Source organism: Dactylosporangium sp. NPDC051485 (assembly GCF_040682015.1).
In the GTDB taxonomy this organism is placed as follows: Bacteria; Actinomycetota; Actinomycetes; order Mycobacteriales; family Micromonosporaceae; genus Dactylosporangium.
Genome location: NZ_JBFAZW010000037.1, coordinates 15,469 through 40,786, shown reverse-complemented (window position 1 = coordinate 40,786; position 25,318 = coordinate 15,469). Strand labels below are relative to the sequence as shown.

General features: G+C 71.8%; 16 protein-coding genes. 6 read left to right on the top strand and 10 right to left on the bottom strand.

The annotated features are described in order from the left end of the window. Window positions 1-24: 24 nt before the first annotated feature. Genes ilvC through AB0M46_RS21935 form a run of 3 tightly spaced genes read right to left on the bottom strand, consistent with a single transcriptional unit; the run spans window position 25 to window position 3,458 of the window. Complete coding sequence (ilvC, locus tag AB0M46_RS21945) at window positions 25-1,038, bottom strand: ketol-acid reductoisomerase (protein ID WP_363338675.1); 1,014 nt, start codon at window positions 1,036-1,038, stop codon at window positions 25-27. 44 nt (window positions 1,039-1,082) lie between these two features. Then, entirely contained in the window at window positions 1,083-1,601 is a 519-nt protein-coding gene (gene ilvN / locus AB0M46_RS21940) for an acetolactate synthase small subunit (protein ID WP_344613581.1), read from the bottom strand. A gap of 15 nt (window positions 1,602-1,616) precedes the next feature. Beyond that, window positions 1,617-3,458 (bottom strand): acetolactate synthase large subunit, encoded by a 1,842-nt coding sequence (locus AB0M46_RS21935; protein ID WP_363338672.1) that lies wholly within the window; start codon window positions 3,456-3,458, stop codon window positions 1,617-1,619. Between the two features lie 238 nt (window positions 3,459-3,696). Here AB0M46_RS21935 and ilvD point away from each other — a divergent pair, with 238 nt between their 5' ends. Both ilvD and glyA read left to right on the top strand, forming a co-directional pair. After that, complete coding sequence (gene ilvD, locus AB0M46_RS21930; protein WP_363338670.1) at window positions 3,697-5,550, top strand: dihydroxy-acid dehydratase; 1,854 nt, start codon at window positions 3,697-3,699, stop codon at window positions 5,548-5,550. Between the two features lie 152 nt (window positions 5,551-5,702). Continuing rightward, entirely contained in the window at window positions 5,703-6,965 is a 1,263-nt protein-coding gene (glyA, locus tag AB0M46_RS21925) for a serine hydroxymethyltransferase (protein WP_363338668.1), read from the top strand. Between the two features lie 183 nt (window positions 6,966-7,148). On the opposite strand, the gene AB0M46_RS21920 is transcribed toward glyA, so the two are convergent. Further along, on the bottom strand, window positions 7,149-11,297 hold the full coding sequence (locus AB0M46_RS21920; protein WP_363338666.1) for a hypothetical protein: 4,149 nt from the start codon (window positions 11,295-11,297) through the stop codon (window positions 7,149-7,151). 241 nt (window positions 11,298-11,538) lie between these two features. On the opposite strand from AB0M46_RS21920, the gene AB0M46_RS21915 reads away from it, so the two are divergent. Then, on the top strand, window positions 11,539-11,973 hold the full coding sequence (locus AB0M46_RS21915) for a PH domain-containing protein (RefSeq protein WP_363338664.1): 435 nt from the start codon (window positions 11,539-11,541) through the stop codon (window positions 11,971-11,973). 236 nt (window positions 11,974-12,209) lie between these two features. On the opposite strand, the gene AB0M46_RS21910 is transcribed toward AB0M46_RS21915, so the two are convergent. After that, on the bottom strand, window positions 12,210-13,046 hold the full coding sequence (locus AB0M46_RS21910; RefSeq protein ID WP_363338753.1) for a 2-hydroxyacid dehydrogenase: 837 nt from the start codon (window positions 13,044-13,046) through the stop codon (window positions 12,210-12,212). A gap of 658 nt (window positions 13,047-13,704) precedes the next feature. Between AB0M46_RS21910 and AB0M46_RS21905 the strand changes: the two genes are divergently transcribed. Further along, window positions 13,705-14,838 carry a PQQ-dependent sugar dehydrogenase gene (locus tag AB0M46_RS21905; RefSeq protein ID WP_363338751.1) on the top strand — a complete coding sequence of 378 codons (1,134 nt, stop codon included), beginning with the start codon at window positions 13,705-13,707 and terminating at the stop codon, window positions 14,836-14,838. Window positions 14,839-14,969: 131 nt separating this feature from the next. Further along, window positions 14,970-16,523, top strand: a complete 1,554-nt coding sequence (locus tag AB0M46_RS21900) for a metallophosphoesterase (protein WP_363338662.1) — start codon at window positions 14,970-14,972, stop codon at window positions 16,521-16,523. 505 nt (window positions 16,524-17,028) lie between these two features. On the opposite strand, the gene gatB is transcribed toward AB0M46_RS21900, so the two are convergent. After that, on the bottom strand, window positions 17,029-18,522 hold the full coding sequence (gatB, locus tag AB0M46_RS21895) for an Asp-tRNA(Asn)/Glu-tRNA(Gln) amidotransferase subunit GatB (protein ID WP_363338660.1): 1,494 nt from the start codon (window positions 18,520-18,522) through the stop codon (window positions 17,029-17,031). Window positions 18,523-18,601: 79 nt separating this feature from the next. Between gatB and AB0M46_RS21890 the strand changes: the two genes are divergently transcribed. Continuing rightward, window positions 18,602-18,778 (top strand): DUF4236 domain-containing protein, encoded by a 177-nt coding sequence (locus AB0M46_RS21890; RefSeq protein ID WP_363338658.1) that lies wholly within the window; start codon window positions 18,602-18,604, stop codon window positions 18,776-18,778. Window positions 18,779-18,792: 14 nt separating this feature from the next. Here AB0M46_RS21890 and gatA read toward each other — a convergent pair whose 3' ends face one another. The 4 genes from gatA to ligA all read right to left on the bottom strand — a co-directional run bounded on the left by gatA (window position 18,793) and on the right by ligA (window position 25,292). Continuing rightward, window positions 18,793-20,268: an Asp-tRNA(Asn)/Glu-tRNA(Gln) amidotransferase subunit GatA gene (gene gatA / locus AB0M46_RS21885; protein WP_363338656.1), complete on the bottom strand. Its 1,476-nt coding sequence runs from the start codon at window positions 20,266-20,268 to the stop codon at window positions 18,793-18,795. A gap of 3 nt (window positions 20,269-20,271) precedes the next feature. After that, window positions 20,272-20,571: an Asp-tRNA(Asn)/Glu-tRNA(Gln) amidotransferase subunit GatC gene (gatC, locus tag AB0M46_RS21880; RefSeq protein ID WP_363338654.1), complete on the bottom strand. Its 300-nt coding sequence runs from the start codon at window positions 20,569-20,571 to the stop codon at window positions 20,272-20,274. 67 nt (window positions 20,572-20,638) lie between these two features. Beyond that, a complete protein-coding gene (locus tag AB0M46_RS21875) occupies window positions 20,639-22,708 on the bottom strand; it encodes a bifunctional diguanylate cyclase/phosphodiesterase (protein WP_363338652.1) in 2,070 nt (689 codons plus the stop codon). A gap of 457 nt (window positions 22,709-23,165) precedes the next feature. Further along, window positions 23,166-25,292 (bottom strand): NAD-dependent DNA ligase LigA, encoded by a 2,127-nt coding sequence (gene ligA, locus AB0M46_RS21870; RefSeq protein ID WP_363338650.1) that lies wholly within the window; start codon window positions 25,290-25,292, stop codon window positions 23,166-23,168. Window positions 25,293-25,318 lie beyond the last annotated feature (26 nt).

Below are 25,318 nucleotides of genomic sequence, written 5' to 3'. Positions count from 1 at the left end.
ATGGAGGGGCCCCTTTTGCAGACGTCAGGCCGTCTCGGTGATGGGCCGGTCGACCCAGCTCATCATCGAGCGCAGCTGCTTGCCGGTCTGCTCGATCGGGTGGGCAGCGCCCTGCTCCCGGTACTTGGTGAAGTTCGGGCGGCCGGCGTCGTCCTCGGCGATCAGCTCGCGGGCGAACTCGCCCGACTGGATCTCGGCGAGGATGCGCTTCATCTCCTCCTTGGTCCGGGCGTCGATGACGCGCGGGCCGCGGGTGTAGTCGCCGTACTCGGCGGTGTCGGAGACGCTGTAGCGCATGCGGGCGATGCCGCCCTCGTACATCAGGTCCACGATGAGCTTGAGCTCGTGGAGGCACTCGAAGTAGGCGATCTCCGGGGCGTAGCCCGCCTCGGTGAGCACCTCGAAGCCGGTCTGGACCAGGGCCGACGCGCCGCCGCAGAGCACGGCCTGCTCGCCGAAGAGGTCCGTCTCGGTCTCCTCCTTGAACGTGGTCTTGATGACGCCGGCGCGGGTGCCGCCGATGGCGGCCGCGTAGGCCAGGGCCAGCTGCAGCGCCTGGCCGGAGGCGTCCTGCTCCACCGCGACGAGGCAGGGCACGCCCTTGCCGTCGACGAACTGGCGGCGGACCAGGTGACCCGGGCCCTTCGGGGCCACCATGCACACGTCCACGTCCGCGGGGGGCGTGATCAGCCCGAAGCGGATGTTGAGGCCGTGGCCGAAGAAGAGCGCCTTGCCGGCGGTCAGGTTCGGGGCCACGTGCTCGGCGTAGAGCGAGCGCTGGACCGTGTCGGGGGCCAGGATCATGATCACGTCCGCCTCGGCGCTCGCCTCGGCCGGGGTGACCACACGCAGGCCCTGCTCCTCGGCCTTGGCGCGGCTCTTGGACCCCTCGGGCAGGCCGATGCGCACGTCGACGCCGGAGTCACGCAGGGACAGCGCGTGCGCGTGGCCCTGGCTGCCGTAACCCAGCACCGCGACCTTCTTGGCCTGGATCAACGACAGGTCGGCGTCGTCGTCGTAAAACACCTCGGCGGGCATTGTCTTTCCTTTCAAGATTGTTCAGGAAGGCGCGCGAAGCGCCCTTATGAAGCTGCGCGGAGCGCCGGACCGGTCGTGATGGAGCGCGAACCGCGGCCGATGGCCACGACGCCGGACTGGACCATTTCCTTGATACCGAACGGCTCCAGGTCACGAAGCAGCGCGTCCAGCTTTTCCGACGTGCCGGTCGCCTCGATGGTGAGGGCGTCGGCGGCGACGTCGACCACGCGGGCCCGGAACAGGTTCACGGTCTCGAGGACCTGCGAGCGCACCGGGCGTTCCGCGCGCACCTTCACCAGCAGCAACTCGCGCTGCACGCTGGCGGTGGTGTCGAGTTCGACGATCTTCAGGACCTGCACGAGCTTGTTGAGCTGCTTGGTGACCTGTTCCAGCGGGGATTCGTCCGCGTTGACCACGATCGTCATCCGGGAGACCTCGGGGTGCTCGGTCTCGCCGACGGCCAGGGAGTCGATGTTGAAGCCGCGCCGGGCGAACAGGCCGGCGACGCGAGCCAGTATGCCGGGCTTGTTCTCCACCAGGACGGAGAGCGTGTGCTTGGCCATGATCTGCGTGACTCCCTACACGTCGTCCTGGTCGAACGCGGGACGGACGCCCCGCGCGAACATGATCTCGTCGTTGCTCGTGCCGGCGGCCACCATCGGCCACACCATTGCATCCTTGCCGACCACGAAGTCGACGACGACCGGCTGGTCGGTGACCTTCATCGCCGCCTCGATCGTGGCATCGACGTCGCGCTTGTTCTCGCAGCGCAGCCCGACGCAGCCCAGCGCGTCGGCGAGCTTCACGAAGTCGGGGATGCGGTGCTTGTGGGTGCCCAGCTCGGTGTTGGAGTACCGCTCGTCGTAGAACAGCGTCTGCCACTGCCGGACCATGCCCAGGTTGCCGTTGTTGATGACGGCGACCTTGATCGGGATGCCCTCCAGGGCGCAGGTGGCCAGCTCCTGGTTGGTCATCTGGAAGCAGCCATCGCCGTCGATCGCCCACACCGTCTTGTGCGGCATGCCGACCTTGGCCCCCATCGCGGCCGGGACGGCGTAGCCCATGGTGCCCAGGCCGCCCGAGTTGAGCCAGGTGGCCGGCTGCTCGTACTTGACGAACTGCGCGGCCCACATCTGGTGCTGGCCCACGCCGGCGGTGTAGATGGCGTCGGGCCCGACGATCTGGCCGATGCGCTCGATGACGTACTGCGGCGACAGCGTCCCGTCCGCGGGCTCCTCGTAGCCCAGGGGGTAGCGGCCGCGGACGTCGTCCAGCGTCGCCCACCAGTCCTTGAGCGCCGGGCGGCGCCCCGCCGCGTGCTCGGCCGTCACGGCGGAGATGAGCTCCTCGATGACGTGCCTGGCGTCGCCGACGATCGGCACGTCTGCGGCCCGGTTCTTGCCGATCTCCGCCGGGTCGATGTCGGCGTGGATGACCTGCGCGTTCGGCGCGAACGTGGACAGCTGGCCGGTGACCCGGTCGTCGAAGCGGGCGCCGAGCGCGATGAGCAGGTCGGACTTCTGCAGGGCGTAGACGGCGCCGACGGTGCCGTGCATGCCCGGCATGCCCATGTGCTGCGGGTGCGAGTCGGGGAAGGCGCCGCGGGCCATCAGCGTGGTGACCACGGGGGCGCCGGTCAGCTCGGCCAGCTTGAGCAGCACCTCGGAGGCGTGGGCCTTGATGACGCCGCCGCCGACGTACAGCACCGGCCGCTTCGCCGCCGCGATGAGCCGGGCGGCCTCGCGGATCTGCTTGCCGTGCGGGTGCAGCGTCGGGTGGTACCCGGGCAGCTCCAGCACCGGCGGCCACTTGAACGTGGTCTTGTTCTGCAGCACGTCCTTGGGGATGTCGACCAGGACCGGGCCCGGGCGGCCGGTGCCGGCCAGGTGGAACGCCTCGGCGAGCACCCGGGGCAGCTCCTCGCCGGACTTGACCAGGTAGTTGTGTTTGGTGATCGGCAGCGTGATGCCCGCGATGTCCGCTTCCTGGAAGGCGTCGGTGCCGATGGACTGCGAGGCGACCTGGCCGGTGATGGCGACCATGGCGACCGAGTCCATGTAGGCGTCGGCGATCGGGGTGACCAGGTTGGTCGCGCCCGGGCCGGACGTCGCCATGCACACGCCGACCTTGCCGGTGGCCTGGGCGTAGCCGGTGGCGGCGTGCCCGGCGCCCTGCTCGTGGCGGACCAGGATGTGCCGGACGGCCTCGGAGTCGTACAGCGGGTCGTACGCGGGCAGGATCGCCCCGCCGGGAATGCCGAACACGACGTCGGCGCCGAGCGCCTCGAGCGAGCGGACGAGTACCTGCGCGCCGGTGAGCAGCTCCGCCGGGGAGTTCGGCTGGGGCTTCTTGCTGTCGGCCGCCGGCGGCGTCGTTGGATGCGCTCGGTGGGCGAGGACTTCTGGCGTGGGTCTCGTCATCGCAACTCGCACTTTCGCTCGAAAGGTGTCGTGGTCGACTCAAGGCAATTTTGAGCACAGGCTCCGGACATGAAAAAACCCCACGTGCTCGGCACGGGGGGCTAGCGCGCTGACGGCAGGCGTCGGCGCGCTAGATGATAAGTACTCGGAGCGACCTCGACGACATGAGCCCACTCTGACGCATCTCACCGCCTGAGTCAACCGATCCCAGCATGCGGAACGTGTCAGACTCGCAGGTATGCCCGAGCTGCGGTCCAAGACCTCCACTTCTGGTCGCAACATGGCCGGCGCCCGCGCCCTGTGGCGCGCCACCGGCATGACCGACTCCGACTTCGGCAAGCCGATTGTCGCCATCGCCAACAGTTTCACGCAGTTCGTGCCGGGCCACGTCCACCTCCGCAACCTCGGCATCATCGTCGCCGACGCGGTTGCCGAGGCGGGTGGGGTCGCCAAGGAGTTCAACACCATCGCCGTCGACGACGGCATCGCCATGGGCCACGGCGGGATGCTCTACTCGCTGCCCAGTCGCGAGCTCATCGCCGACGCCGTCGAGTACATGGTGCAGGCCCACTGCGCCGACGCGCTCGTGTGCATCTCCAACTGCGACAAAATCACCCCCGGCATGCTGCTCGCCGCCCTCCGCCTCAACATCCCCACCGTCTTCGTCTCCGGCGGCCCCATGGAGGCCGGCAAGACGATCGCCATCGAGGGTGTCGTCCACGACAAGGACGCCAAGCTCGACCTCATCGACGCGATGATCGCCTCCGCCAACGAGTCCGTCACGGACGAGCAGCTCGGCCAGATCGAGCGCTCCGCCTGCCCGACGTGCGGCTCGTGCTCCGGCATGTTCACCGCCAACTCCATGAACTGCCTGACCGAGGCGATCGGCCTGGCCCTGCCGGGCAACGGCTCGGTCCTCGCGACCCACGCCGCGCGGCGCGCCCTGTTCACCAAGGCCGGTTCGCTGATCGTCGATCTTTGCCGGCGGTACTACGAACAGGACGACGCCTCGGTCCTGCCGCGCGCGATCGCCTCCCGGCCCGCCTTCGAGAACGCGGTGGCCCTGGACGTCGCGATGGGCGGCTCGACCAACACCGTGCTGCACCTGCTGGCCGCCGCCCGCGAGGCCGAGCTCGACTTCTCCGTGGCCGACATCGACGCGATCTCCCGCCGGGTGCCGTGTCTGGCCAAGGTGGCGCCGAACACGCAGAAGTACCACATGGAGGACGTCCACCGGGCCGGCGGGATCCCGGCGATCATGGGTGAGCTGTCGCGGGCCGGGCTGCTGAACGAGTCCGTTTCGTCGGTTCACGCCGCGTCATTCCGCGAGTGGCTGGACACGTGGGACATCCGCGGCGCGGCCCCCTCGCCGGAGGCCATCGAGCTGTTCCACGCCGCGCCCGGCGGGGTCCGCACCACCGAGCCGTTCTCGACCACGAATCGGTGGAACTCGCTTGATGTGGACGGCGCGGACGGATGTATCCGCAGCGTCGAGCGCGCGTACAGCGCCGACGGCGGGCTCGCGATCCTCTTTGGCAACCTCGCCCCCGACGGCTGCGTGGTGAAGACCGCCGGCGTGCCGGACGAGAACCTGCGCTTCAGCGGCACCGCCCGGGTCTTCGAGTCCCAGGAGGCGGCCGTCGACGGCATCCTGGCCAAGCAGGTCGTCGCCGGCGACGTCGTGGTGATCCGCTACGAAGGCCCGAAGGGCGGGCCGGGCATGCAGGAGATGCTGTACCCGACGTCGTTCCTCAAGGGCCGTGGCCTCGGCCGCGCCTGCGCCCTCATCACCGATGGCCGTTTCTCCGGGGGTACGTCGGGCCTCTCCATCGGCCACATCAGCCCGGAGGCGGCCGGCGGCGGGCTCATCGCGCTCGTCGAGGACGGCGACCGGATCGACATCGACATCCCGGCCCGCTCCATCGAGCTGCGCGTCGGCGAGGAGGAACTGGCCGCCCGGCGCATCGCCCAGGACAAGCGTGACCGGCCGTACACCCCGCTGGACCGCGAGCGTCCGGTCTCGGCGGCTTTGCGCGCTTATGCCTCGATGGCCACCGCCGCCAGTGACGGGGCTTACCGGCGCGTTCCGTAACCGGCTGCCTCCCCGGTGGCCGGGTCCACTACGATCGGCGAAGTCATCTGCGACTGGCGCACATCAAGGTGGAACCGACCACCGGGGAGCTCCCAAGAATCGCCGGCACCGCGCGCCTGGGTGCCCGATCGGCATCTGCCAGGAGGAAGCGCATGCACGTCCCAGCACTGACCGCCCTCACCGAGGCCGACCCGGAGCTGGCGGGCCTCATCCAGGGTGAGGCGGAGCGGCAGCACGACACGCTCCGCATGATCGCCTCGGAGAACTACGTCTCCCAGGCCGTCCTTGAGGCCACGGGCACCGTCCTCACCAACAAGTACTCCGAGGGCTACGCCGGCAAGCGGTACTACGAGGGCCAGAAGTACATCGACCCGATCGAGGAGCTGGCGATCGCCCGCGCCAAGTCGGTCTTCGGCGTCGACCACGCCAACGTCCAGCCGTACTCGGGCTCGCCGGCCAACCTGGCCGTGTACATGGCCCTCGCGAAGCCCGGCGACACCGTCATGGGCATGGCGCTGCCGATGGGTGGCCACCTGACGCACGGCTGGTCGGTCTCGGCCACCGGCGCCTGGTTCCGCGCCGTGCAGTACACGGTCCGCCGCGAGGACGGCCGCATCGACTTCGACGAGGTGCGCGACATCGCCCTCCGCGAACGCCCGAAGATCATTTTCTCCGGCGGTACGGCGATCCCCCGCACGATCGACTTCCCACGCTTCGCCGAGATCGCCCGCGAGGTCGGCGCCGTGCTGGTCGCCGACATCGCCCACATCGCCGGCCTGATTGCCGGCGGCGCCCACCCGTCCCCGGTCGGTCACGCCGAGGTCATCTCCACCACCACGCACAAGACCCTGCGCGGCCCCCGCGGCGCCATGCTCATGTGCAACGAGCAGCACGCGAAGGCCATCGACAAGGCCGTGTTCCCCGGCCTGCAGGGCGGCCCGCACAACCACACCACCGCGGGCATCGCGGTGGCGCTGGGCGAGGCGTCGAAGCCGGAGTTCTCCGCGTACGCCCACCAGATCGTCGCCAACGCCAAGGCCCTCGCCTCGGCCCTTCTGGAGCGCGGCTTCGACCTGGTCTCGGGCGGCACCGACAACCACCTGATCCTGCTGGACCTGACCAGCAAGGGCATCGGCGGCAAGCCGGTCGCGAAGGCCCTGGACCGGGCGGGCATCGAGACGAACTACAACACGGTGCCGTACGACACCCGCAAGCCCTTCGACCCGTCGGGCGTCCGCCTGGGCACCCCGGCCCTGACCACCCGCGGCCTGACCGAGGCCCAGATGCCGCAGGTCGCCGACTGGATCTCCCGCGCCGTGGACGCCGCCCTGAAGGACGACGAGGCGGGCCTGGACACGATCGCCGCCGAGGTGCGCGAGCTGCTGTCGGCGTACCCGATGGCCGGCTGGCGCTAGCCTCAGCCGCAACGTCGAAGGAGCGCCTCCCGCCTGGGGGGCGCTCCTTCTGCTTTTCGCGCTGCTTTGCCGCCGTTTTCCGCGCGGCTCAACCGCGCCGTCTTCCGCGCGGCTCTTCCGCGCCTCTATCCGCGGTCGCGGCCCGCTTTGGCTGCTTGCGGCTTTGCCTGCTCGCGGCGTCGCTTATTTGCGGCGGAACCGGCGGGTCCGCTCCTTGGGCTCTTCGTCGAGGTTCAGCTCGAGCGGCGCAAGGTCGTCGAACGGCCCGGGTTCCCGCTTACGCTGCTCGGGAATCCGATCCGCCGCCTCAACCCCGGCGGCGTCCCGACCCTGCTCGCCTTCACGCCCAACGTCCAGACCGGCGCCCCGCTCCCACCGCGGCTCCGGACCGGCCTCGCTGGCGGCCTCCGCAACACCTTCCCGACCGGCCTGCCACCCCGCACCGGCGCCCCGCTCCCACCGCGGCTCCGGACCGGCTTCGCTGGCGGTCTCCGCAACACCTTCCCGACCGGCCTGCCACCCCGCGTCGCCGGCGGCAACCTGACGCCCGGAGGCGCGATCCCACCGGCTGGTCGCCTCTGTGGCCCAGTCGTCGCGAGCCGGCTCCTCCACTTTCGCCTTGCCCCGCCCCCACCGGGACCGCTTGGGCTTCTCGACCGGCTCCTTGCCGGACGCCTTGCCCGCGTCCCACCAAGCCTCTTCGGCAACCTCCGGCACCGGCGGCGCGCCCTGCTCCCCGGCCTCCCTACCGTCGCTGCGCCCGACCGCCCCCCGCGCCGTCTCCCCCGCCCCAGCCGACAACGACCAGCCTTCCGTCCCCGCCGAGGCCCAACTCTCCGACGAGCCTTCCGTCCCCGCCGAAGGCCAGCTCTCCGACGAGCCAGCCGCCGCCGACGAACCCTCCCACGACCGCGCCGACGCCCCGCCCGAGGACAACCCCTCCGCCGACGACGCCGAGGACCCCGACCACGAATCCGACGACGCCGAAGCCGACGACCCCGCCCAAGAGTCCGGCAGCGACGCGGAAGACGATCGCGAGTCCGACGGCGATGCGGAAGAAGACGACGCCGAATCCGACGACAACGCCGACAACCCCGACCACGAATCCGACGACGCCGAAGCCGACGACCCCGCCCAAGAGTCCGGCAGCGACGCGGAAGACGATCGCGAGTCCGACGGCGATGCGGAAGAGGACGACCAGGAGTCCAGCGGCGACTGCGACGGCGGCGACCAGGCCGGCGGCACTGCGGACGACGACTCCCCGGCCGCGGAAGCCGCACCCGGCGACGGCGAATCCCCGGAACCCGACGAGGGCGGCGGCGGCCAAGCGGAAGGCGCCGCTGCGGGCGAGGACGGCGCGGACGGTACCGCCCCGGAGGCCGAATCCGGCACCCGATCCCCAGAAACCCTGGGCCAGGCCCCGGTCACCCCGCCGTTGTCCCCCGCCCCCGTCTGACCCCGCTCCCGCCGCCTGACGGACCGCGCTTCGGGGTCCGAATCCCAGGACCGCCGCAACTCGAGCGGCTTGGCCACCAGCTCGGGCGCCTCCCCGTCGAACAAGCTCCCACCCCACGAGGGCCGCTCCCCAGCCCCACGCGCCCGCGCGCCGCGTTCCCCGACCTCACGCTGCTCAGCCCCACGCTCCCCGACCCCACGCTCCCGCGCCCCGAGCTCCCCAACCGCCTCGGACGCAAACGAGCTACTCCGCCACGGCTCCGCCTCGACCGCCGGCCGCGACACCCCAAGGTCCTGCTCAGACGCGTACGAACCCCGCCACGACTCCGAAACCGGCTCCGGACGAGGCTCCTCCGCAACTGGCTCGGACGCGAACGAGCTACTCCGCCATGACTCCGCCTCGACCGCCGACCCCGACACCCCAAGGTCCTGCCCGGACGCGTACGAACCCCGCCACGACTCCGAAACCGGCTCCACACGAGCCGCCTCCGCCACAGGCTCAGACGCGAACGAACTCCCCCACGACTCCAACACCGGCTCCGGACGAGACTCCTCCGCAACGGGCTCAGGCGTATACGAGCCACCACGCTGCGACTGAGGCTCCCGCGCGGGCGCCTCCCCGGCCGGGGCGACCGGCTCGGGCGCCGGCGTCGGAGTCCAGGCGGACGACGAGCTCCACGGCTCCGCAGCGCGCTCGGCCCGGTCGGACATGGGCTCCCGCGTCTCGGCGCCCCGCCCGGACGCGTCCCCCGGCTCCTCCGGCTCCATCCAGGCCGGCCGCCGCTCCCGGGCGGCCTCCTCCGCGGAATCGGGCCGGCTGGACCAGGCGCCCGGCTCGTACGTCACCGGGAAGTCGTCACCAGCCGCGCCACTCCAGCGGAACCCATCCTCCGCCCCCGAGGAACGCTCCCCGCCGACCGAAGTCCTCCACGACCAGCCATCGGCCTCCGGCCGGTCGTCGCCGTCCTCGCCGTGGCGCCGCTGCTCCCGATCCGGCTCGACGGCCGAGAAAGAACCCGAGGACGACGTGAAGGATGAGGAGGGGGCGGGCGTCTCGGACGGCGTCGAGATCCCCTCGGCCGCCCACGCCGCGATCCGGCTCGCCGAGTCGTTGTCCCAGTTACCGACCAGATCGCGGGTGGACCGAGCCTCCCAGGAACCCCCGGCGTCCGCGCGCCCGTCGCCATCGTCGGACGGGACCGCCGCGTCGCCCGGACGCTCCTGAGACGCCCCGGCTCCGCCGGTCTCAGGGACATCGGCTCCGGAACCGGCCTCCGCACGCGTATCGGTCCCCGGAAGAAGCCCGCCACCGGCGGAAATGCCAAGGTCGCGATCAAAGCGACCGGCGTCCGCATCCGCGCGCGAACCCGACGACGAAAAACGGTCCTCACCAGCCGAAGGGCCGAAGTCACGGTCGAAACGGCCGGCGTCCGCATCCGCGCGCAAAGCCGAGGACGAAAAACGGTCCTCACCAGCCGCGGCACCGAAATCGCGGTCGAAACGGCCGCCAAGCGCGTCCGCGCGCGAAGCCGGGGACGCGAAACGGTCCTCGTCTGCGGGAATGCCGAAGTCGCCGTCGAGGCGGTCGACGGCCGCGCGCGCGGTCGACGGCGAGAAACCGTCCTCGTCCAGGGTGGCCAGGTCGTCGTCCAGCGGGGCGGTCGAATCGGCGGCGCCGGGCTCGGACTCGTCCGCGCGGGCACCTCTCGCCAGCCGCCGGCCCAGGCGGGCCCGCATAGCGCCGTTGCCGGGGCGCCAGCCCGTCGGGGTGGCCGTAGCCTCGGCCGCCGAGCCGACCGTGGCCGGCAGCATCGGCGCCTCCTCGCCCGCGGCGGCGGCGAACGCGGCGTCCGTGGGCAGGGGCGTGCGCCCCGTGGACGGCGCGGGCGCCTCCCGGGGGAAGGTGCGCGGCAACGACAGCGGGTCGGGCAGCGTGTCGCCCTCCGCCAGCATGAGGAGGCGCTCCATGACGTGGAGGTCGACGCGGTACGGCTCGGCCGCCAGCCAGCGCCCCGCGGCCTCGGTCATCTCGTGGGCGTGGACCAGGTGGAGGTGCTCGCCGGGCGCGACCGAGATGACGAGGTTCTCGCTCATGTCGCCGCGCGAGGGGGCGACGACCAGGTATCCGCGCACCGCGCCGCCGACCTTGGCCAGCTGCTCGCGCCAGGTGTGGACCTCGGCGGCGAGGCCGTCCACGTCCTCGGAGCCCGGGACGAAGAGGCGGCCCCCGCGCAGCACCTGGCCGGCGGCGTCCATAGTGAACTCGCCGTGGGGCCAGACGGTGGGCAGGAACAGGGCCACGCGGCGGCCGGCGGCGACCAGGTGGGTGCAGCCGCCCTCGCCCAGGGCGAAGAAGCGGGCGCTCGGAATGGCCTCCAGCTCCTTGAGGCGCGGGAGGTGGTCGTCCGGCTTGCCCCACCAACGGCGCCCACTCAATGCCTCGTCGATGGACAGGCGGGCCACGCGACGAGCGTCGAGCAGCAGTGCCGAGAGGAAAGACCCTGCCAGCGGTACCACGAAAGCCAGATTGATCCCGATGAAGCCCAGCACGCTGAGGATGTCGAACCAGCTGTCCGGCAGGCGCCCGCGCGTGGCCGCGCCCCACGCGACGGCCCCGGCGACCACGGTGAGGATCGCGAAGAGTGGGAAACCGCGCAGCGTGAGTACCACCACACCGGCCAGGGCGACGATCGCGGTCACGCCCCAGATAATGCTGAGCTCCTTGATGCCCCAACCGGCCACGACCAGGGCGGCAAGCGCCGCAACGGCGAGCAGCGAGCCGGCGATGATGCCTGTTGGGCGTACCGCGACCCGGCGGCTGCTTTTGACGCCGGAGGCCCAGGAGGAGGGCGCGTCGCGGCGGATAGTGGTGGTCAAGTCCTAGCCCCCCGCCCGACCGGCAGTCCGCAAAACTCGACAATTCGCCGCAGATCGCCCGGCATGATTCCCTACACCGGGAGCGATCTCGTCAGACACAGCACCGAGCGTAACCCCGGGCGCCGGTGCTAGCGAGAGGCGGCCGGGCCGTCTCGGACACCAGTTCTCATCCCCCACGGCGCTCAGTATGCCCGCCCCCACCGCGCGGAGGCAGTTCCTCGAAAGGTGGGAGGATGTCGGGGTGAGCAACCAGGTCAAGGTCAAGTTCCGGCGCAGTGCAGCGCTCGCCGTCGCGGCCGGCATCACCGCGATCGGAGCCGTTCCGCTGCTCGCCGAGAGCGTCTGGTTCCTGGCGGTACTCCTGGTGCCGCTCGCCATCGCCGTATGGGCCTGGCGGGCCGGCACCGACGTCGACGAGCGCGGCTTCACCGTCCGCGCGCTGCTGGGCCGCCGCACCGTGCCGTGGAACGCGGTCGACGGCCTCGTGACCGACGGTCGCACCGTCCAGGCCCGGCTGGCCAACGGCCGCTTGGTGCTGCTCGACGCCGTCCGCCCCGCCGACCTACCCCGCCTGGTCAAGGCCAGCGGCCAGGACCTGCAGACCGGCCGCCCGGAGGCGCAGGACGCCGACCGCGAGCCGGAGGACGAGGAGCAAGAGGCCTCGGCCCCGGCCTAGCCACGAGCGAGAGCACCCCCGGCCCAGCCGCAAGCCCAGAGGACCCCCAGCCCAGCCGCGAGCCAGAGGACTCCCGGCCCAGCCGCAAGCCAGAGGACTCCCGGCCCAGCCGCAAGCCAGAGGACGAGGAACAAGAGGCCCCGGCCCAGCCGCAAGCCGAAGAACGGGTAGCGCGGGGCCCCGACCGGACTCGCCGTCAGCCATCGATCCCCGACTATCAGCATGGGCGTGACCGGTCAGTAGCCTTCGGTAACCACGTTCTCCAGCGGTTCGCCGGCCACGAAGCGGCGCAGCTGGGCGGCGGCCAACGCGTAGGCCCGGCCCAGCAGGCCCGGCACCGACCCCGCGACGTGCGGAGTGATCAGCACGTTGGGCATCCGCCACAGTGGGTGATCGGGCGGTAGCGGCTCGGGATCGGTGACGTCGGTGGCGAAGCCGATGCGCCCGGTCCGCGCCTCGGCGGTGACGGCGTCCGTGTCGACCACCGGCCCCCGCGCGGCGTTCACCAGGAGGGTCCCGTCGCCCAGGCGGGCCAGGAAGTCGCGCGAGACGAGGCCCCGGGTCTGCTCGGTCAGCGGTACCAGCAGCACCACCACGTCCGCGTGCGGCAGGAGCTCGGGCAGTTCCTCGACCCCGTGCACGCCCGGACGCGCCCGCCGGGCCACCTTGGTCACCGTCACCTCGAACGGCGCCAGCCGTGCCTCGACCGCGCGCCCGATCGAGCCGGCCCCGACGATGAGCACGCGCTTGCCCGCCAGTTCGTCCGTTCGCCGGTACGCCCACTCCCCCCGCTCCTGCGCCCGCGCGAACAGCGGCAGGTCCCGCACGTGGGCGAGGACGGCGCCGACGACCCACTCGGCGGTCGAGGAGTCGTGCACGCCGCGCGCGTCGCACAGGCTCACGTCCGCTGGCAGCCGCCCGGCCCACGCGTCCGCGCCCGCGCTGAGCAGCTGCACCACGCGCAGCCGCGGCATCCGCGCGGCGAGCATGGTCACCTCGGACCGGGCCAGGAACGGCGGCACCCAGAACGCCACGTCGCCCGGCTCCGAGGGCAGCTCCTCCGGCGACGGCATGACCTCGACGACCAGCCGCGCCCCTTCCGCCTCCGCGCGCAGCCGCTCGACCCCGAAATCGTGCGCGATCCAGATCTTCGCCATGCGTCGATGATGCCCGCTCGCCCTCCCCGCACGGACCGCAGCCCGCGCCGGCCTCGATCAAGGCCGGAGTCCCCGCGCCCGCGCGAGGTGCAAGACCGGAGCCCAACACCCGGCACCCGCGCGAGGCCGGAGCACGACATCCGCGCGCCCGAGCAAGCGCAAGGCCGGAGCACGGCATCCGCGCGCCCGAGCAAGCGCAAGGCCGACGCACGGCATCCGCGCACGCCCGAGCGAGCGCAAGGCCGACGCACGGCACCCGGACCCGGGCGAAGCCGAGGCCGGAGCACGCAGCACGCGCCCGAGCGAGAAGATCCGGACCGGGCACCGCCACCGAGCCAACCGGCCGGGTCCGCGGCGGGGAACCGTGCCCGAGCGGCAAGCCTCGTCACCAAAAAGCACAGCGGCCGCGCGGCGCGCGGGCGCGGGGAGGAACGCAACAGCACCGGGAAGGGGAAACGTGGGGTGGGTCGGTGAGCAGGCGTGGGAGGCCGGGGGTCCCGCGGCCGGCAACGCTACGCTTGGCCCGGTGAGCGCCCGGACGCACCGTTTCGCAGGCCGGCACGTCGGCCGGAGCCTGGCTGCCCTTTGCGCGGCTGTCGCGGCCCTGAATCTCGGGGCCTGTTCGTTCGGGCCGCCGCCGCCGGACGAGCTGGGGTCGCCGCCGAAGATGTCGCCGTACCCTTCGCCGTCCAGCTCGGGCGCGGGCGAGGGGGCCGGGGTCTCCGTCACGGTGCTGGCCAAGGGGCTGGCGGTGCCGTGGGGGATCGCGTTCCTGCCGGACGGGTCGGCGCTGGTCACCGAGCGGGACAGCAAGCGGCTGCTCAAGGTCGGCAAGGAGACCACGTCCGACGGGATGCTCGTGGCGGAGCTGCAGAAGATCGACGCGGCCACGCCCGGGGGCGAGGGCGGGCTGCTCGGGGTGGCGGTTTCCCCGACGTACGACGTGGACAAGACAGTGTTCGTGTACTACACGACCGCCGAGGACAACCGGGTCGCCAAGCTCACGCTCGGGCAGCCGCCCACGCCGATCCTGACCGGGATCCCCAAGGGCGAGGTGCACGACGGCGGGCAGATCCGGTTCGGGCCGGACGGGTTCCTGTATGTCGCGACCGGGGACGCGAACAAGCCCGAGACGGCGCAGAACCTCAACAGCCTCGGCGGGAAGATCCTGCGGATCACGGCCGACGGGAAGCCGGCGCCCGGTAACCCGTTCGGAACCGCCGTGTACAGCTACGGACATCGCAACGTGCAAGGGTTGGCCTGGGACGCGAACAAGCACCTCTACGCGATGGAGTACGGCGCCAGCGACGCCGACGAGCTCAACGTGATCGAGGCCGGCAAGAACTATGGCTGGCCGCTGGTCGAGGGCAAGGGCAGCGACCCGAAGTACACCAACCCGATCCAGACCTGGAAGACGTCCGAGGCGTCGTGCGCCGGCATGGCGTACCTCAGCGGCTACCTGGTCACCGCGTGCCTCAAGGGGGCTCGGCTCTACGTGATGCAGGTGACGGCCAACGGCACCCCGTTCGGGGCGCCCACGCCGCTGCTCAAGGACGAGTTCGGGCGCCTGCGCGCGGCCGCGGTCGGGCCGGACGGCAGCCTGTGGATCTCCACGTCGAACAAGGACGGGCGGGGTGACCCGAAGCCCGACGACGACAAGCTGCTGCGCCTGGTCATCTCCGACGTCGGCGAGGCCGGCAAGAGTTGATCTCGCCGTTCCGCCGCCGCGCCGAGCTAGCCGCCCGACGGGCCCGGCGCCGGTCGATCATCATGGCCGCCGGCCGGCGCCACCACCCCGCGGGCGCACGGCCGCGGCCGCGCCACCCGCGGCTACGAGGCGTGCTGCGCGGCGTGCTGGTCGGCGTCGTCGCGATCGTCGGCATGCTCATCGGCGTCCAGCTGGGCGGCACGACGACGCAGGACATCGGGCCGTTCCGGGCCCAGCTCTCGCTCGCGCCGTCCTGGCACGGCGACACGTCGGTCGAGATCCCGCCGCTGGGCTCACTGGAGCTCGACACCCACGACGGCCCGGCGCACCTGCGGATCCGGCTGGAGTCGCTGGACGAGGCGCGCACCCGCGCGTTCGCCGCCAAGTCGGGCAACCTCGAGCAGATCAGCCACGACGCGGTCGACCAGCTTGACCTCGGTGTGCGGCGGCTGGCGATGCAGACGGCCGGCTGCGGCGTCCTCGGGGGGATGATCCTGGTCCTGCTGGTGTTCCGGGCGCGCCGGGAGACGGCCGTCGCCGGGCTCGTGGTCGTCGGGGTGCTGGCCTCGACCGGGGCGGCGACGCTGCTGACCTTCAGGCCGGCGGCGATCCAGGAGCCGACGTACCGCGGCCTGCTCGTCAACGCCCCGGCGATCATCGGCGACGCGCAGCGGATCGCCGACCACTACGAGGAGTACCGCGCCCAGCTGCAGAAGATGGTGCTCAACGTCAGCAAGCTCTACGGCACCATCTCGTCGCTGCCGGTGTACGAGCCGAACACGAGCGCCACGAAGGTCCTGCACATCTCCGACATGCACCTCAACCCGGCCGCGTGGGGCGTCGTGCGCTCGGTCGCGGACCAGTTCGACATCGACATCATCGTGGACACCGGCGACATCAACGACTGGGGCTCCGAGCCCGAGGCGTCCTACGTCAACGTCATCTCGGACCTCAAGAAGCCGTACATCTACATCCGCGGCAACCACGACTCCGCCGTCACCGCGGCCGCGGTCGGCCGGCAGCCCAACGCGATCGTCCTCGACGACAACATCGTCACGGTCAAGGGCCTCACGTTCGCCGGCATCGGCGACCCGCGCTTCACCCCGGACAAGTCGACCGACCCGACCAACGAGGAGCAGCGCCAGCAGGTCATCCGGTCGGGCGACGTGCTGGCCGCGAAGATCCGCTCCAGCAACAAGCCGGTCGACGTCGGGCTGGTCCACGACCCGGTCGCCGCGCAGGAACTGGCCGGCCTGTGCCCGCTCGTGCTGGCCGGGCACAAGCACCAGCGCTCCGTGTCGCGCCTGGACGCCAACCAGCCGGCGGCCGCGCCCGTGCCGCCGCCGGACGCGTCGCCGTCGGCCTCGACGTCCGCGTCGCCCGAGCCGTCGGTCTCGCCGGCCGCCAAGCCCAAGGAGCGCACGCTGCTCATGGTCGAGGGCTCGACGGGCGGTGCCGGCCTGCGGGGCCTGGAGAGCTCGAAGCCGTTGCCGCTGGCGCTTTCCATCCTGTACTTCGACCAGCAGCGCCACCTCTCGGCCTACGACGACATCGAGGTGGGCGGCACGGGCCTCACGGAGGTGTCGCTCCAGCGGCACATCGTCGCCGCCGACACGAAGTCCCAGCCGACCCCGGACGCGTCGCTCTCCCCCTCGTCGGCCACGCCGTCCCCGTCGGGCCCGTAGCGATCCAGCCCGTCGACGGCGTTGCGGGCGACCCGACACGAAGTCCCAGCCGACCCCGGACGCGTCGCTCTCCCCCTCGTCGGCCTCCCCGTCCACGTCGGGCCCGTAGCGATCCAACCCGTCGACGACGTTGCGGGCCCAGCCGACACCTGGGGGACATCGCTCCCTCGTCGGCCTCCCGTCCCATCGGGCTCGTAGCGAGCCGGCCCAACGGCGGCGTTACGGGTGATTTGTGCGAAATGTCGAGCGCTGGCGCGTCGCGACATTCCGGACTTTTCGCCTGCCATGGTATGAGTCGCCTGCCGGGGTATAAGTCCGATAAGTCGCGGCGCGCCAGCGCCCGACTTATCGCGTCAAGGCCGCAAGTTCCCGCGGCGGCCGAGCCAGGACGTTCTTGGCACAGCGGACCTGGCAGGGCCGGGGCCGCCCTTGAGGCAGGCCCCGGCCCGGTGTCTGACGGGAGCAACGGTCGTACGTCGCGCGGACCGGAGTCCCGGAATTGCTCCTACGACAGCCTGGCGATGATGAGTTCGCGCACCGTCTTCGCGTCCGCCTTGCCGCCGGTGGCCTTCATCACGGCGCCGACCAGCGCGCCCGCGGCCGCGACCTTGCCGTCGCGGATCTTGGCGGCGATGTCCGGGTTGGCGGCGATGGCCTCGTCGACGGCGGCGGTCAGGGCGCCCTCGTCGGAGACGACCTCGAGCCCCCGCGCGGCCACGACCTCCGACGGCGTGCCCTCGCCGGCGATGACGCCCTCGAGGACCACGCGGGCCAGCTTGTCGTTGATGCGCCCGGCGTCGACGAGGCCCTGCAGCTCCGCGACCGCGCCCGGGGTGACGCCCAGGGCGTCGAGCTCGGTCTCGGTCTCGTTGGCGCGGCGGGCCAGCTCGCCCAGCCACCACTTGCGCGCGGTCGCGGCGGTGGCGCCGGCATCGACGGTGGCGGCGATGAGCTCGACGGCGCCGGCGTTGAGGACCGACTGCATGTCGAGGTCGGAGAGGCCCCACTCCGACTGCAGGCGGGCGCGGCGCACGCGCGGCAGCTCCGGGAGAGCGGCCTTGAGCTCGGCGACCCACTCCGCGGCCGGGGCGAGCGGGACGAGGTCGGGCTCGGGGAAGTAGCGGTAGTCGGTCGCGGTCTCCTTGCTGCGCCCGGACGTGGTCTCGCCGGTGTCCTCGTGGAAGTGCCGCGTCTCCTGGATGATCGTGCCGCCGGACTCCAGCACGCCGGACTGGCGGATGATCTCGGAGCGCACGGCGCGCTCGACGCTGCGCAGCGAGTTGACGTTCTTGGTCTCGGTGCGGGTGCCCCAGTCCGCGCCCGGGCGGTTGAGCGAGGTGTTGACGTCGCAGCGCATCGAGCCCTGCTCCATGCGCACGTCGGAGACGTCCAGGGTGCGGATGACGTCGCGCAGCTCGGTGACATAGGCGCGGGCCACCTCCGGCGCGCGGGCGCCCGTGCCGGGGACCGGCTTGGTGACGATCTCGACGAGCGGGATGCCGGCCCGGTTGTAGTCCACAAGGGACTCGGTGGCGCCGTGGATGCGCCCGGTCGCGCCGCCCACGTGCAGCGTCTTGCCGGTGTCCTCCTCCAGGTGCACGCGCTCGATGCCGATGCGCACCAGTTCGCCGTCGACCTCGACGTCGAGGTACCCGTCGACGCACAGCGGCTCGTCGTACTGGCTGGTCTGGAAGTTCTTCGGCATGTCGGGGTAGAAGTAGTTCTTGCGGGCGAACCGGCCCCACGGCGCGATCGAGCAGTTCAGCGCGAGGCCGATGCGGATCGTCGCCTCGATCGCGGCGCGGTTGGCCACCGGCAGCGCGCCGGGCAGCCCGAGACACACGGGGCAGACCTGAGTGTTGGGCTCGGCGCCGAACGCGGTCGGGCAGCCGCAGAACATCTTCGTGTTGGTGCCGAGTTCGACGTGCGTCTCCAGGCCGATGACCGGCTCGAACCGGTCCACCGCCTCCTCGTAGGACAACTGCGTCACGGTGCTCATTGTCTCTGTCCCGCTTTCAGCCTTGGTGTATCAACGCACGACATTGGGTATCCATCGCATACCTGGAGGGAGCGACGCCATGCCTATGCAGTTTCGGAAGAACAAGAAAATCGGCCCGTTCATTTTCTACTTCACGCAGAAGGGTTTCTCCTCGTGGAGCTTCAAGCTGGGGCCCTGGTCCTGGAATTCGCGCAGCCGCAAGAACCGTGTGGACCTGCCCGGTCCGTTCTCCTGGCGGCAGGGCAGCCGGGGCTGAACGGACCGGGGGCCTCACAGCGCGGGTGGGGTGAGCGGCGGCAGCGCTGACTCCAGCGCGGCCGCCACCCGGTACATCCGGTCGTCGGCCATGGTCGGCGCCATGATCTGCAGGCCGACCGGCAGGCCCTCCGACAGCCCGGCCGGCACGGAGATGGCCGGCCCGCCGTAGAGGTTCGACGGGATCGTGTACAGGTCCGCGAGGTACATCTGGTACGGGTCGGACGTGCGCGAGCCCAGCGGGAACGCCACGAACGGCGTCGTGGGCGCGACGAGCACGTCGGCGACCTCGAACGCGGCGGTGAAGTCGCGCGTGATGAGCGTGCGCACCTTCTGGGCCTGGCCGTAGTAGGCGTCGTAGTAGCCGGCGGACAGCGCGTAGGTGCCGAGGATGATGCGCCGCTTGACCTCCGGGCCGAAGCCCGCGGCGCGGGTCAGCGACATGACCTCCTCGAGCGAGTGCTTGCCGTCGTCGCCGGCGCGCAGGCCGTACCGCACGCCGTCGAAGCGGGCCAGGTTGGACGAGCACTCGCTGGGCGCGATCAGGTAGTACGCCGGCAGCGCGAACTTGAAGCTCGGGCAGGACACCTCGACGACCTCGGCGCCCAGCTTGACCAGGGCGTCGACCGACTCCCGGTAGGCCGCCGCGACGCCGGGCTCCGCGCCCTCGCCTGCGAACTCCTTCACCAGGCCGAGCCGCACGCCGGAGAGGTCGCCGGTCGCGCCGAGACGCGCGGCCGCGACGACGTCCGGCACCGGCTGCGGGATCGAGGTGCTGTCGCGCGGGTCGTGCCCGCCGATGACCGCGTGCAGCAGCGCGGCGTCCTCGACGGTGCGCGCGCAGGGGCCGGGCGTGTCCAGGGACGAGGAGAAGGCGATGAGGCCGTACCGCGAGGTGCCGCCGTAGGTCGGCTTGGCGCCCACGGTGCCGGTGACCGCGGCGGGCTGGCGGATCGATCCACCGGTGTCCGTGCCGATGGCCAGCGGGGCCTCGTACGCGGCCACGGCGGCCGCCGAGCCTCCGCCCGAGCCGCCGGGGATGCGCGTGGTGTCCCACGGGTTGTACGTCGGTCCGTAGGCCGAGTACTCCGTCGAGGAGCCCATCGCGAACTCGTCCATGTTGGTCTTGCCGACCATGACGAGGCCGGCCTCGCGCAGGCGGGTGGTGATCGTCGCGTCGTACGGCGGGCGCCAGCCTTCGAGGATCTTGGAGCCCGCGGTCGTCGGCACGCCGCGCGTGGTGATGACGTCCTTGACGCCGATCGGCACGCCGTCGAGCGGGCCGGCCGCCTCGCCCTTCGCGTGGCGCGCGTCGGCGGCGCGGGCGGCCTCCAGCGCGCCCTCGCGGTCGACGTGGAGGAAGGCGTGCACCTTGTCCTCGACGGCCTCGATGCGGTCCAGGTGTGCGGTCGCGACCTCGACGGCCGAGACCTCCTTGGCGGCCAGGCGGCGGCCCAGCTCGGCCGCGGAGAGCTTGATCAGTTCCGACATGGCTCAGGCCTCCTCGTCCAGGATCCGCGGAACGCGGAAGCGGTTCTCCTCGGCGTCGGGCGCGCCGGCGAGCACGTCCTCGCGGGCCAAGCCCGGGACGACCACGTCGTCGCGGTACACGTTGGTGAGCGGCACCGAGTGGGAGGTCGGCGGGACGTCCGCCGCGGCGACCTCGCCCACCTGGGCGACGGCCTGCAGGATCACGTCGAGCTGCCCGGCGAAGGTGTCCAGCTCCTCATCGGTGACGGCAAGCCGCGCGAGGCGCGCGAGATGCGCCACCTCCTCGCGGGAAATCGTGGCCATCGGCGCGCTTCTCCTTCAGGTCGTCGGCTTCGACGCAGCGTGACATGCAGGCGTCGACCCGACGAGTCTATTTCGTACTGATGACGGGCCGTGCGGCAGTCTTCGACAGCCAGTCGAGCAGGCGATCCGGGGGCATCGGGCGGGCGAAGTACCAGCCCTGGGCCAGGTCGCAGCCCGCCTCGACGAGCATCCGCCAGGTCCGCTCGTCCTCGACGCCCTCCGCGACCACGCGCAGCCCGAGCGCCCGCGCGAGGTCGATCATTGAGCGCACGATCGCGGCGTCGTCGGGGTCGGTGGTCGCGCCGAGCACGAACGAGCGGTCGATCTTCACCTCCGCCAGCGGCAGCCGGCGCAGGTGCAGCATCGAGGAGTACCCGGTGCCGAAGTCGTCCAGCGCGATCGCGACGCCGAGCTTCTTCAGCCGCGCGAGCGTCGCGAGGACGCGGCGCGGGTCGGCCATCAGCGCGCTCTCGGTGATCTCCAGCTCCAGCCGCGACGCGTCCACGCCCGCCTGCTGCAGCCGCGCCGCGATCCGGTCGGCGATCTCGCCGGTGTGCAGGTCGCGCACGCTGACGTTCACCGCGACCCGCACGTGCTCGGTGGCGGGCGCGGTCGCGCGCCAGGCGGCCAGCTGCCCGATCGCCTCGTCGACGATGCGCAGGGTCAGCAGCCGCATCACCGAGCTGTGCTCGGCGACCTTGATCAGCTCCTCGGGGTCGATCGGCCCGCGCTGCGGGTGGCGCCAGCGCAGCAGCGCCTCCACGCCCACCATCGCGCCCGTGGCCAGCTCGACCTGGGGCTGGTAGTACAGCTCGATGCCGCCGTCCGGGCCGGACTCCAGGGCCCGGCGCAGGTCGGCGAGCAGGCTGAGCCGCTCGGGGGTGTTGTGGTCGGACTCGGGGGCGTAGACGGCGAGACAGTCGCCGCGGCCTTTCGCGTCGTACATCGCGACGTCGGCGTGCTGCATCAGCTCGGCGAAGTCGGTGCCGTGCTCGGGGTACACGGCGACGCCGACCGACGCGCCCACGTCGATCGGCAGCCCGTCCAGCAGCACCGGCTCGGCCAGCGCCGACATGATCTCGGCGGCGCAGCGCCGCGCGTCGGCGGTGTCGCGCAGGTGCGGTACCACCACGGCGAACTCGTCGCCGCCGAGCCGCCCGACCAGGTTGTCCAGCCCGGACGCGCGCGCCGCGGCGGTCAGCCGCTCGCCGACCTCGACCAGCAGCCGGTCCCCGACCCGGTGCCCGAGCGCGTCGTTGACCTGCTTGAAGCCGTCCAGGTCGAGCAGCAGCAGGGCGAGGCGCCGCTCGGCCGCGCCGCCCGCGGCCCGCTCGGCGTGCTCGTGCAGCCGCACCGCGACCGCGTGCTCCAGCGCCTTGCGGTTGGCCAGCCCCGTCAGCGGGTCGAGCCGCCCGGCCCGGGCGCGCTCGCCGGCGAGGTTGGACATCCGCCGCACCGCGAACAGGGTCACCAGCGCCAGCGGCACGAGCCCCACGTTGACGTGCGCGGCGGCCACCAGCCCGGGCGCGGCCAGCAGCAGCGCCCCGGTCGACAGGGCGTCGGTGGCCATCGCCTGCCCGAACCCGGTCCGCCAGCGGCCCCCGAACCGCAGCCACACCGCCGTGGAGACCAGCAGGTTGCTCACCACGAACCAGGCGACTGCGGCGGCCAGCACCCACAGCAGGCCGGCCCCGGTCAGCTGCGCGTGCGCGTCGCCGCGCGGCCACTGCGCGACCAGGGCGCCCGCCGCCAGGAACGACAGCATGTACTGCGCGGCGTTGAACGCCGCCCGCCAGAACGCGTGCTTGAGCCACACCGCCGCGACGATCACCGCCACGAGCTGCACCACGACCGCGGACGCGCAGCCGTACCCGATCAAAATCGCGAAGGTGAAGCACACCGACGGGAACATCGGCGTCGCCTCGTCGCGCATTCCCTGCACGAACGGCGGGGTGTCGGCCACCACGGCCAGCCCGGCGAACACCCAGAACGCCGGGTCGTGCAGCCCCGGCAGCCCCTCGTGCAGGGTGCTGCTGACCAACAGGAAGACCGCCAGTCCGACGACCACCGCGAAGTACGCGAAGAACCGATGTCGATGCCGAGGCGGCGCGGTGTTACGCAGCGCGCTCTGCTCCATCAGGTCCCCGCTCTCTGTTCGGCGCGGCTCACCTGGCGGGCCGCACGACATCGTTCGGACGCCCAGGAAGCCTGCACCCAAACAGCGGCCGAAATCAGGAAAGGATGCCGAATCGATGCAGAAACGCCACCCTATTCAACCGACCGGGCGATGCCACTGTGGACAGATCAGCTTGAATTCCCTTACCGCGTCACCGATAGCCGACGCAGCGTAGCGCACGCACATTGACGGCCGTCACCACCCCTGGGCAGTAACGGCCGCACACCTACTCGGTCACTCTCCGGATTGTCCGGGTGCCCTGCGCGGGCCTCGGGCCTTCTCCACCGGCTGCCCGACGTTCTTCTCCGTCGGCGGCGCGGCAGGCTTCTCCACCGACTGCCTGGCGGCCTTCTCCGTGGACTGCCTGGCGGCCTTCTCCATGGACTGCTCGGCGGGCTTCTCCGCCGGCTTCCCGGGGCTACTCGGCCGGCTGCGCGGCGGGCTCGTCCGCGGGCTGCGCGGCGGGCTCCTCTGCCGGCTGTGCGGCGGCCCGCGCCTCGTCCGGTCCCTCGCGCAGCAGCAGCTCGAACCCGGCCTCGTCCAGGATCGGCACCTTCAGCGTCGCCGCCTTCTCCGCCTTCGACCCGGGCGACTCGCCCACCACCACGAAGTGCGTCTTCTTCGACACCGACCCGGAGACCTTCCCGCCGCGCGACGTCACCGCCTCGGTCGCCTGGTCCCGCGAGTACCGCTCGAGTGAACCCGTCACCACCACGGTGATCCCCTCCAGCGGCCGCGGCCCGGTGTCGGTGCGCTCCTCCACCATCCGCACCCCGGCCCGCGCCCACCGTTCGACCCACTCCCGGTGCCAGTCCACCGCGAACCAGTCGTGGACCGCCTGCGCGATCGTCGGCCCCACGCCCTCGACCGCCACCAGTTCCTCGGTCGAGGCCTTGGAGATCGCCTCCATCGAGCCGATCGTGTTGGCCAGCGCCTGGGCCGCGGTCGGCCCGACGTGCCGGATCGACAGCGCGACCAGGACCCGCCACAGCGGCCGCTGCTTGACCTCCTCCAGGTTGGCCAGCAGGCTCAGCGCGTTGGAGCCCAGCGCCCCGCTCTTGTTCACGAAGAACGGCGACTGCGCGAGGCGCTCGGCGTCGATGTCGAACAGCTCGCTCTCGTTCGGGATCACCGACTCCAGCAGCGCGGCCGCGGCCTCCATCCCGAGCGCCTCGATGTCCAGGGCGCCGCGGGCGGCCAGGCCGAAGAGCCGCTCCCGCAGCTGGGCCTTGCAGTACTGCGTGTTGGGGCAGCGGATGTCGACGTCGCTTTCCTTCTCGGGAGCCAGCGGCGTGCCGCAGGCCGGGCACGCGGAGGGCATCACGAACGACCGCTCGGTCCCGTCGCGCCGGTCGGCCACCGGCCCGAGCACCTCGGGGATGACCTCGCCGGCCCGCCGGATCACGACCGTGTCGCCGATGAGCACGCCCTTGCGTACGACCTCCTGGGCGTTGTGCAGCGTCGCCTGCCGCACCGTCACCCCACCCACATACACCGGCTCCATCACCGCGAACGGTGTGACCCGCCCGGTGCGCCCGACGTTGACCTGCACGTCGATGAGCTTGGTCATCGCCTCTTCCGGCGGGTACTTGAACGCGATCGCCCACCGCGGGTCCTTGCTGGTCGAGCCGAGCCGGCGCTGGATCGACATCTGGTCGATCTTCACCACCACGCCGTCGATCTCGTGCTCCAGCTTGTGCCGCCGCTCGCCGTACTCCGCGATGTACTGCTTGACGCCCGCCACGTCGTCGAAGACCCGCCACCGCTGCGAGGTCGGCAGCCCCCAGGCGTGCATCAGCTCGTACGCCTCCGACTGGCTCGCCGGGGTGAACCCCTCGCGGGCGCCGAACCCGTGCACCAGCATCCGCATCGGCCGCCCCGCCGTGATGTGCGGGTCCTTCTGCCGCAGGCTGCCACTGGCGGCGTTGCGCGGGTTGGCGAACGGCTTCTCCCCCGCCGCCACCTGCGCGGCGTTGACCTCCTGGAAGCCCTCCAGCGTGAAGAACACCTCGCCGCGCACCTCGAGCAGGTCGGGCACCTCGTCGCCGCGCAGGTGCTCGGGGATCTCGCGGATGGTGCGCGCATTCAGCGTGATGTCCTCGCCGGTGCGCCCGTCGCCCCGGGTGGCCGCCCGGGTGAGCCGCCCCTTCTCGTACGTCAGGTTGACCGCCAGCCCGTCGATCTTGAGCTCGCACAGGTAGCGCGGCGGGCTCCCCGCGTCCCGCGTCACCCGCTCGACCCAGGCGTCGAACTCGGCCTCGTCGAGCGCGTTGTCCAGGCTGAGCATTCGCTCCCGGTGCGTGACGGCGGCGAAGTCGGTCGAGAACGTGCCGCCCACCCGCTGGCTCGGCGAGTCCGGCGTGACCAGCGCCGGGAACCGCTCCTCCAGCGACTCGAGCTCCCGCATCAGCCGGTCATAGACCGAGTCGTCGACCGAGGGCGACTGGAGCACGTAGTAGCGGTACTGGTGTTCCTCGAGCTCCTGGGCCAGCTCGGCGTGCCGCTCACGCGCCTCGATCGTCGGTTCGGCCACTGCTTCGGTCATAGGGTGAATTTACCGCGGGGGTACGA

What these genes read in the sequence shown, in the direction of transcription:
- ilvN (WP_344613581.1), bottom strand. Translation starts at nt 1,601, where the DNA reads ATGGCCAAGCACACGCTCTCCGTCCTGGTGGAGAACAAGCCCGGCATA.
- gatA (WP_363338656.1), bottom strand. Translation starts at nt 20,268, where the DNA reads ATGTCGGAACTGATCAAGCTCTCCGCGGCCGAGCTGGGCCGCCGCCTG.
- AB0M46_RS21935 (WP_363338672.1), bottom strand. Translation starts at nt 3,458, where the DNA reads ATGACGAGACCCACGCCAGAAGTCCTCGCCCACCGAGCGCATCCAACG.
- gatB (WP_363338660.1), bottom strand. Translation starts at nt 18,522, where the DNA reads ATGAGCACCGTGACGCAGTTGTCCTACGAGGAGGCGGTGGACCGGTTC.
- ilvC (WP_363338675.1), bottom strand. Translation starts at nt 1,038, where the DNA reads ATGCCCGCCGAGGTGTTTTACGACGACGACGCCGACCTGTCGTTGATC.
- ligA (WP_363338650.1), bottom strand. Translation starts at nt 25,292, where the DNA reads ATGACCGAAGCAGTGGCCGAACCGACGATCGAGGCGCGTGAGCGGCAC.
- AB0M46_RS21890 (WP_363338658.1), top strand. Translation starts at nt 18,602, where the DNA reads ATGCCTATGCAGTTTCGGAAGAACAAGAAAATCGGCCCGTTCATTTTC.
- AB0M46_RS21910 (WP_363338753.1), bottom strand. Translation starts at nt 13,046, where the DNA reads ATGCCGTCGCCGGAGGAGCTGCCCTCGGAGCCGGGCGACGTGGCGTTC.
- ilvD (WP_363338670.1), top strand. Translation starts at nt 3,697, where the DNA reads ATGCCCGAGCTGCGGTCCAAGACCTCCACTTCTGGTCGCAACATGGCC.
- AB0M46_RS21875 (WP_363338652.1), bottom strand. Translation starts at nt 22,708, where the DNA reads ATGGAGCAGAGCGCGCTGCGTAACACCGCGCCGCCTCGGCATCGACAT.
- gatC (WP_363338654.1), bottom strand. Translation starts at nt 20,571, where the DNA reads ATGGCCACGATTTCCCGCGAGGAGGTGGCGCATCTCGCGCGCCTCGCG.
- glyA (WP_363338668.1), top strand. Translation starts at nt 5,703, where the DNA reads ATGCACGTCCCAGCACTGACCGCCCTCACCGAGGCCGACCCGGAGCTG.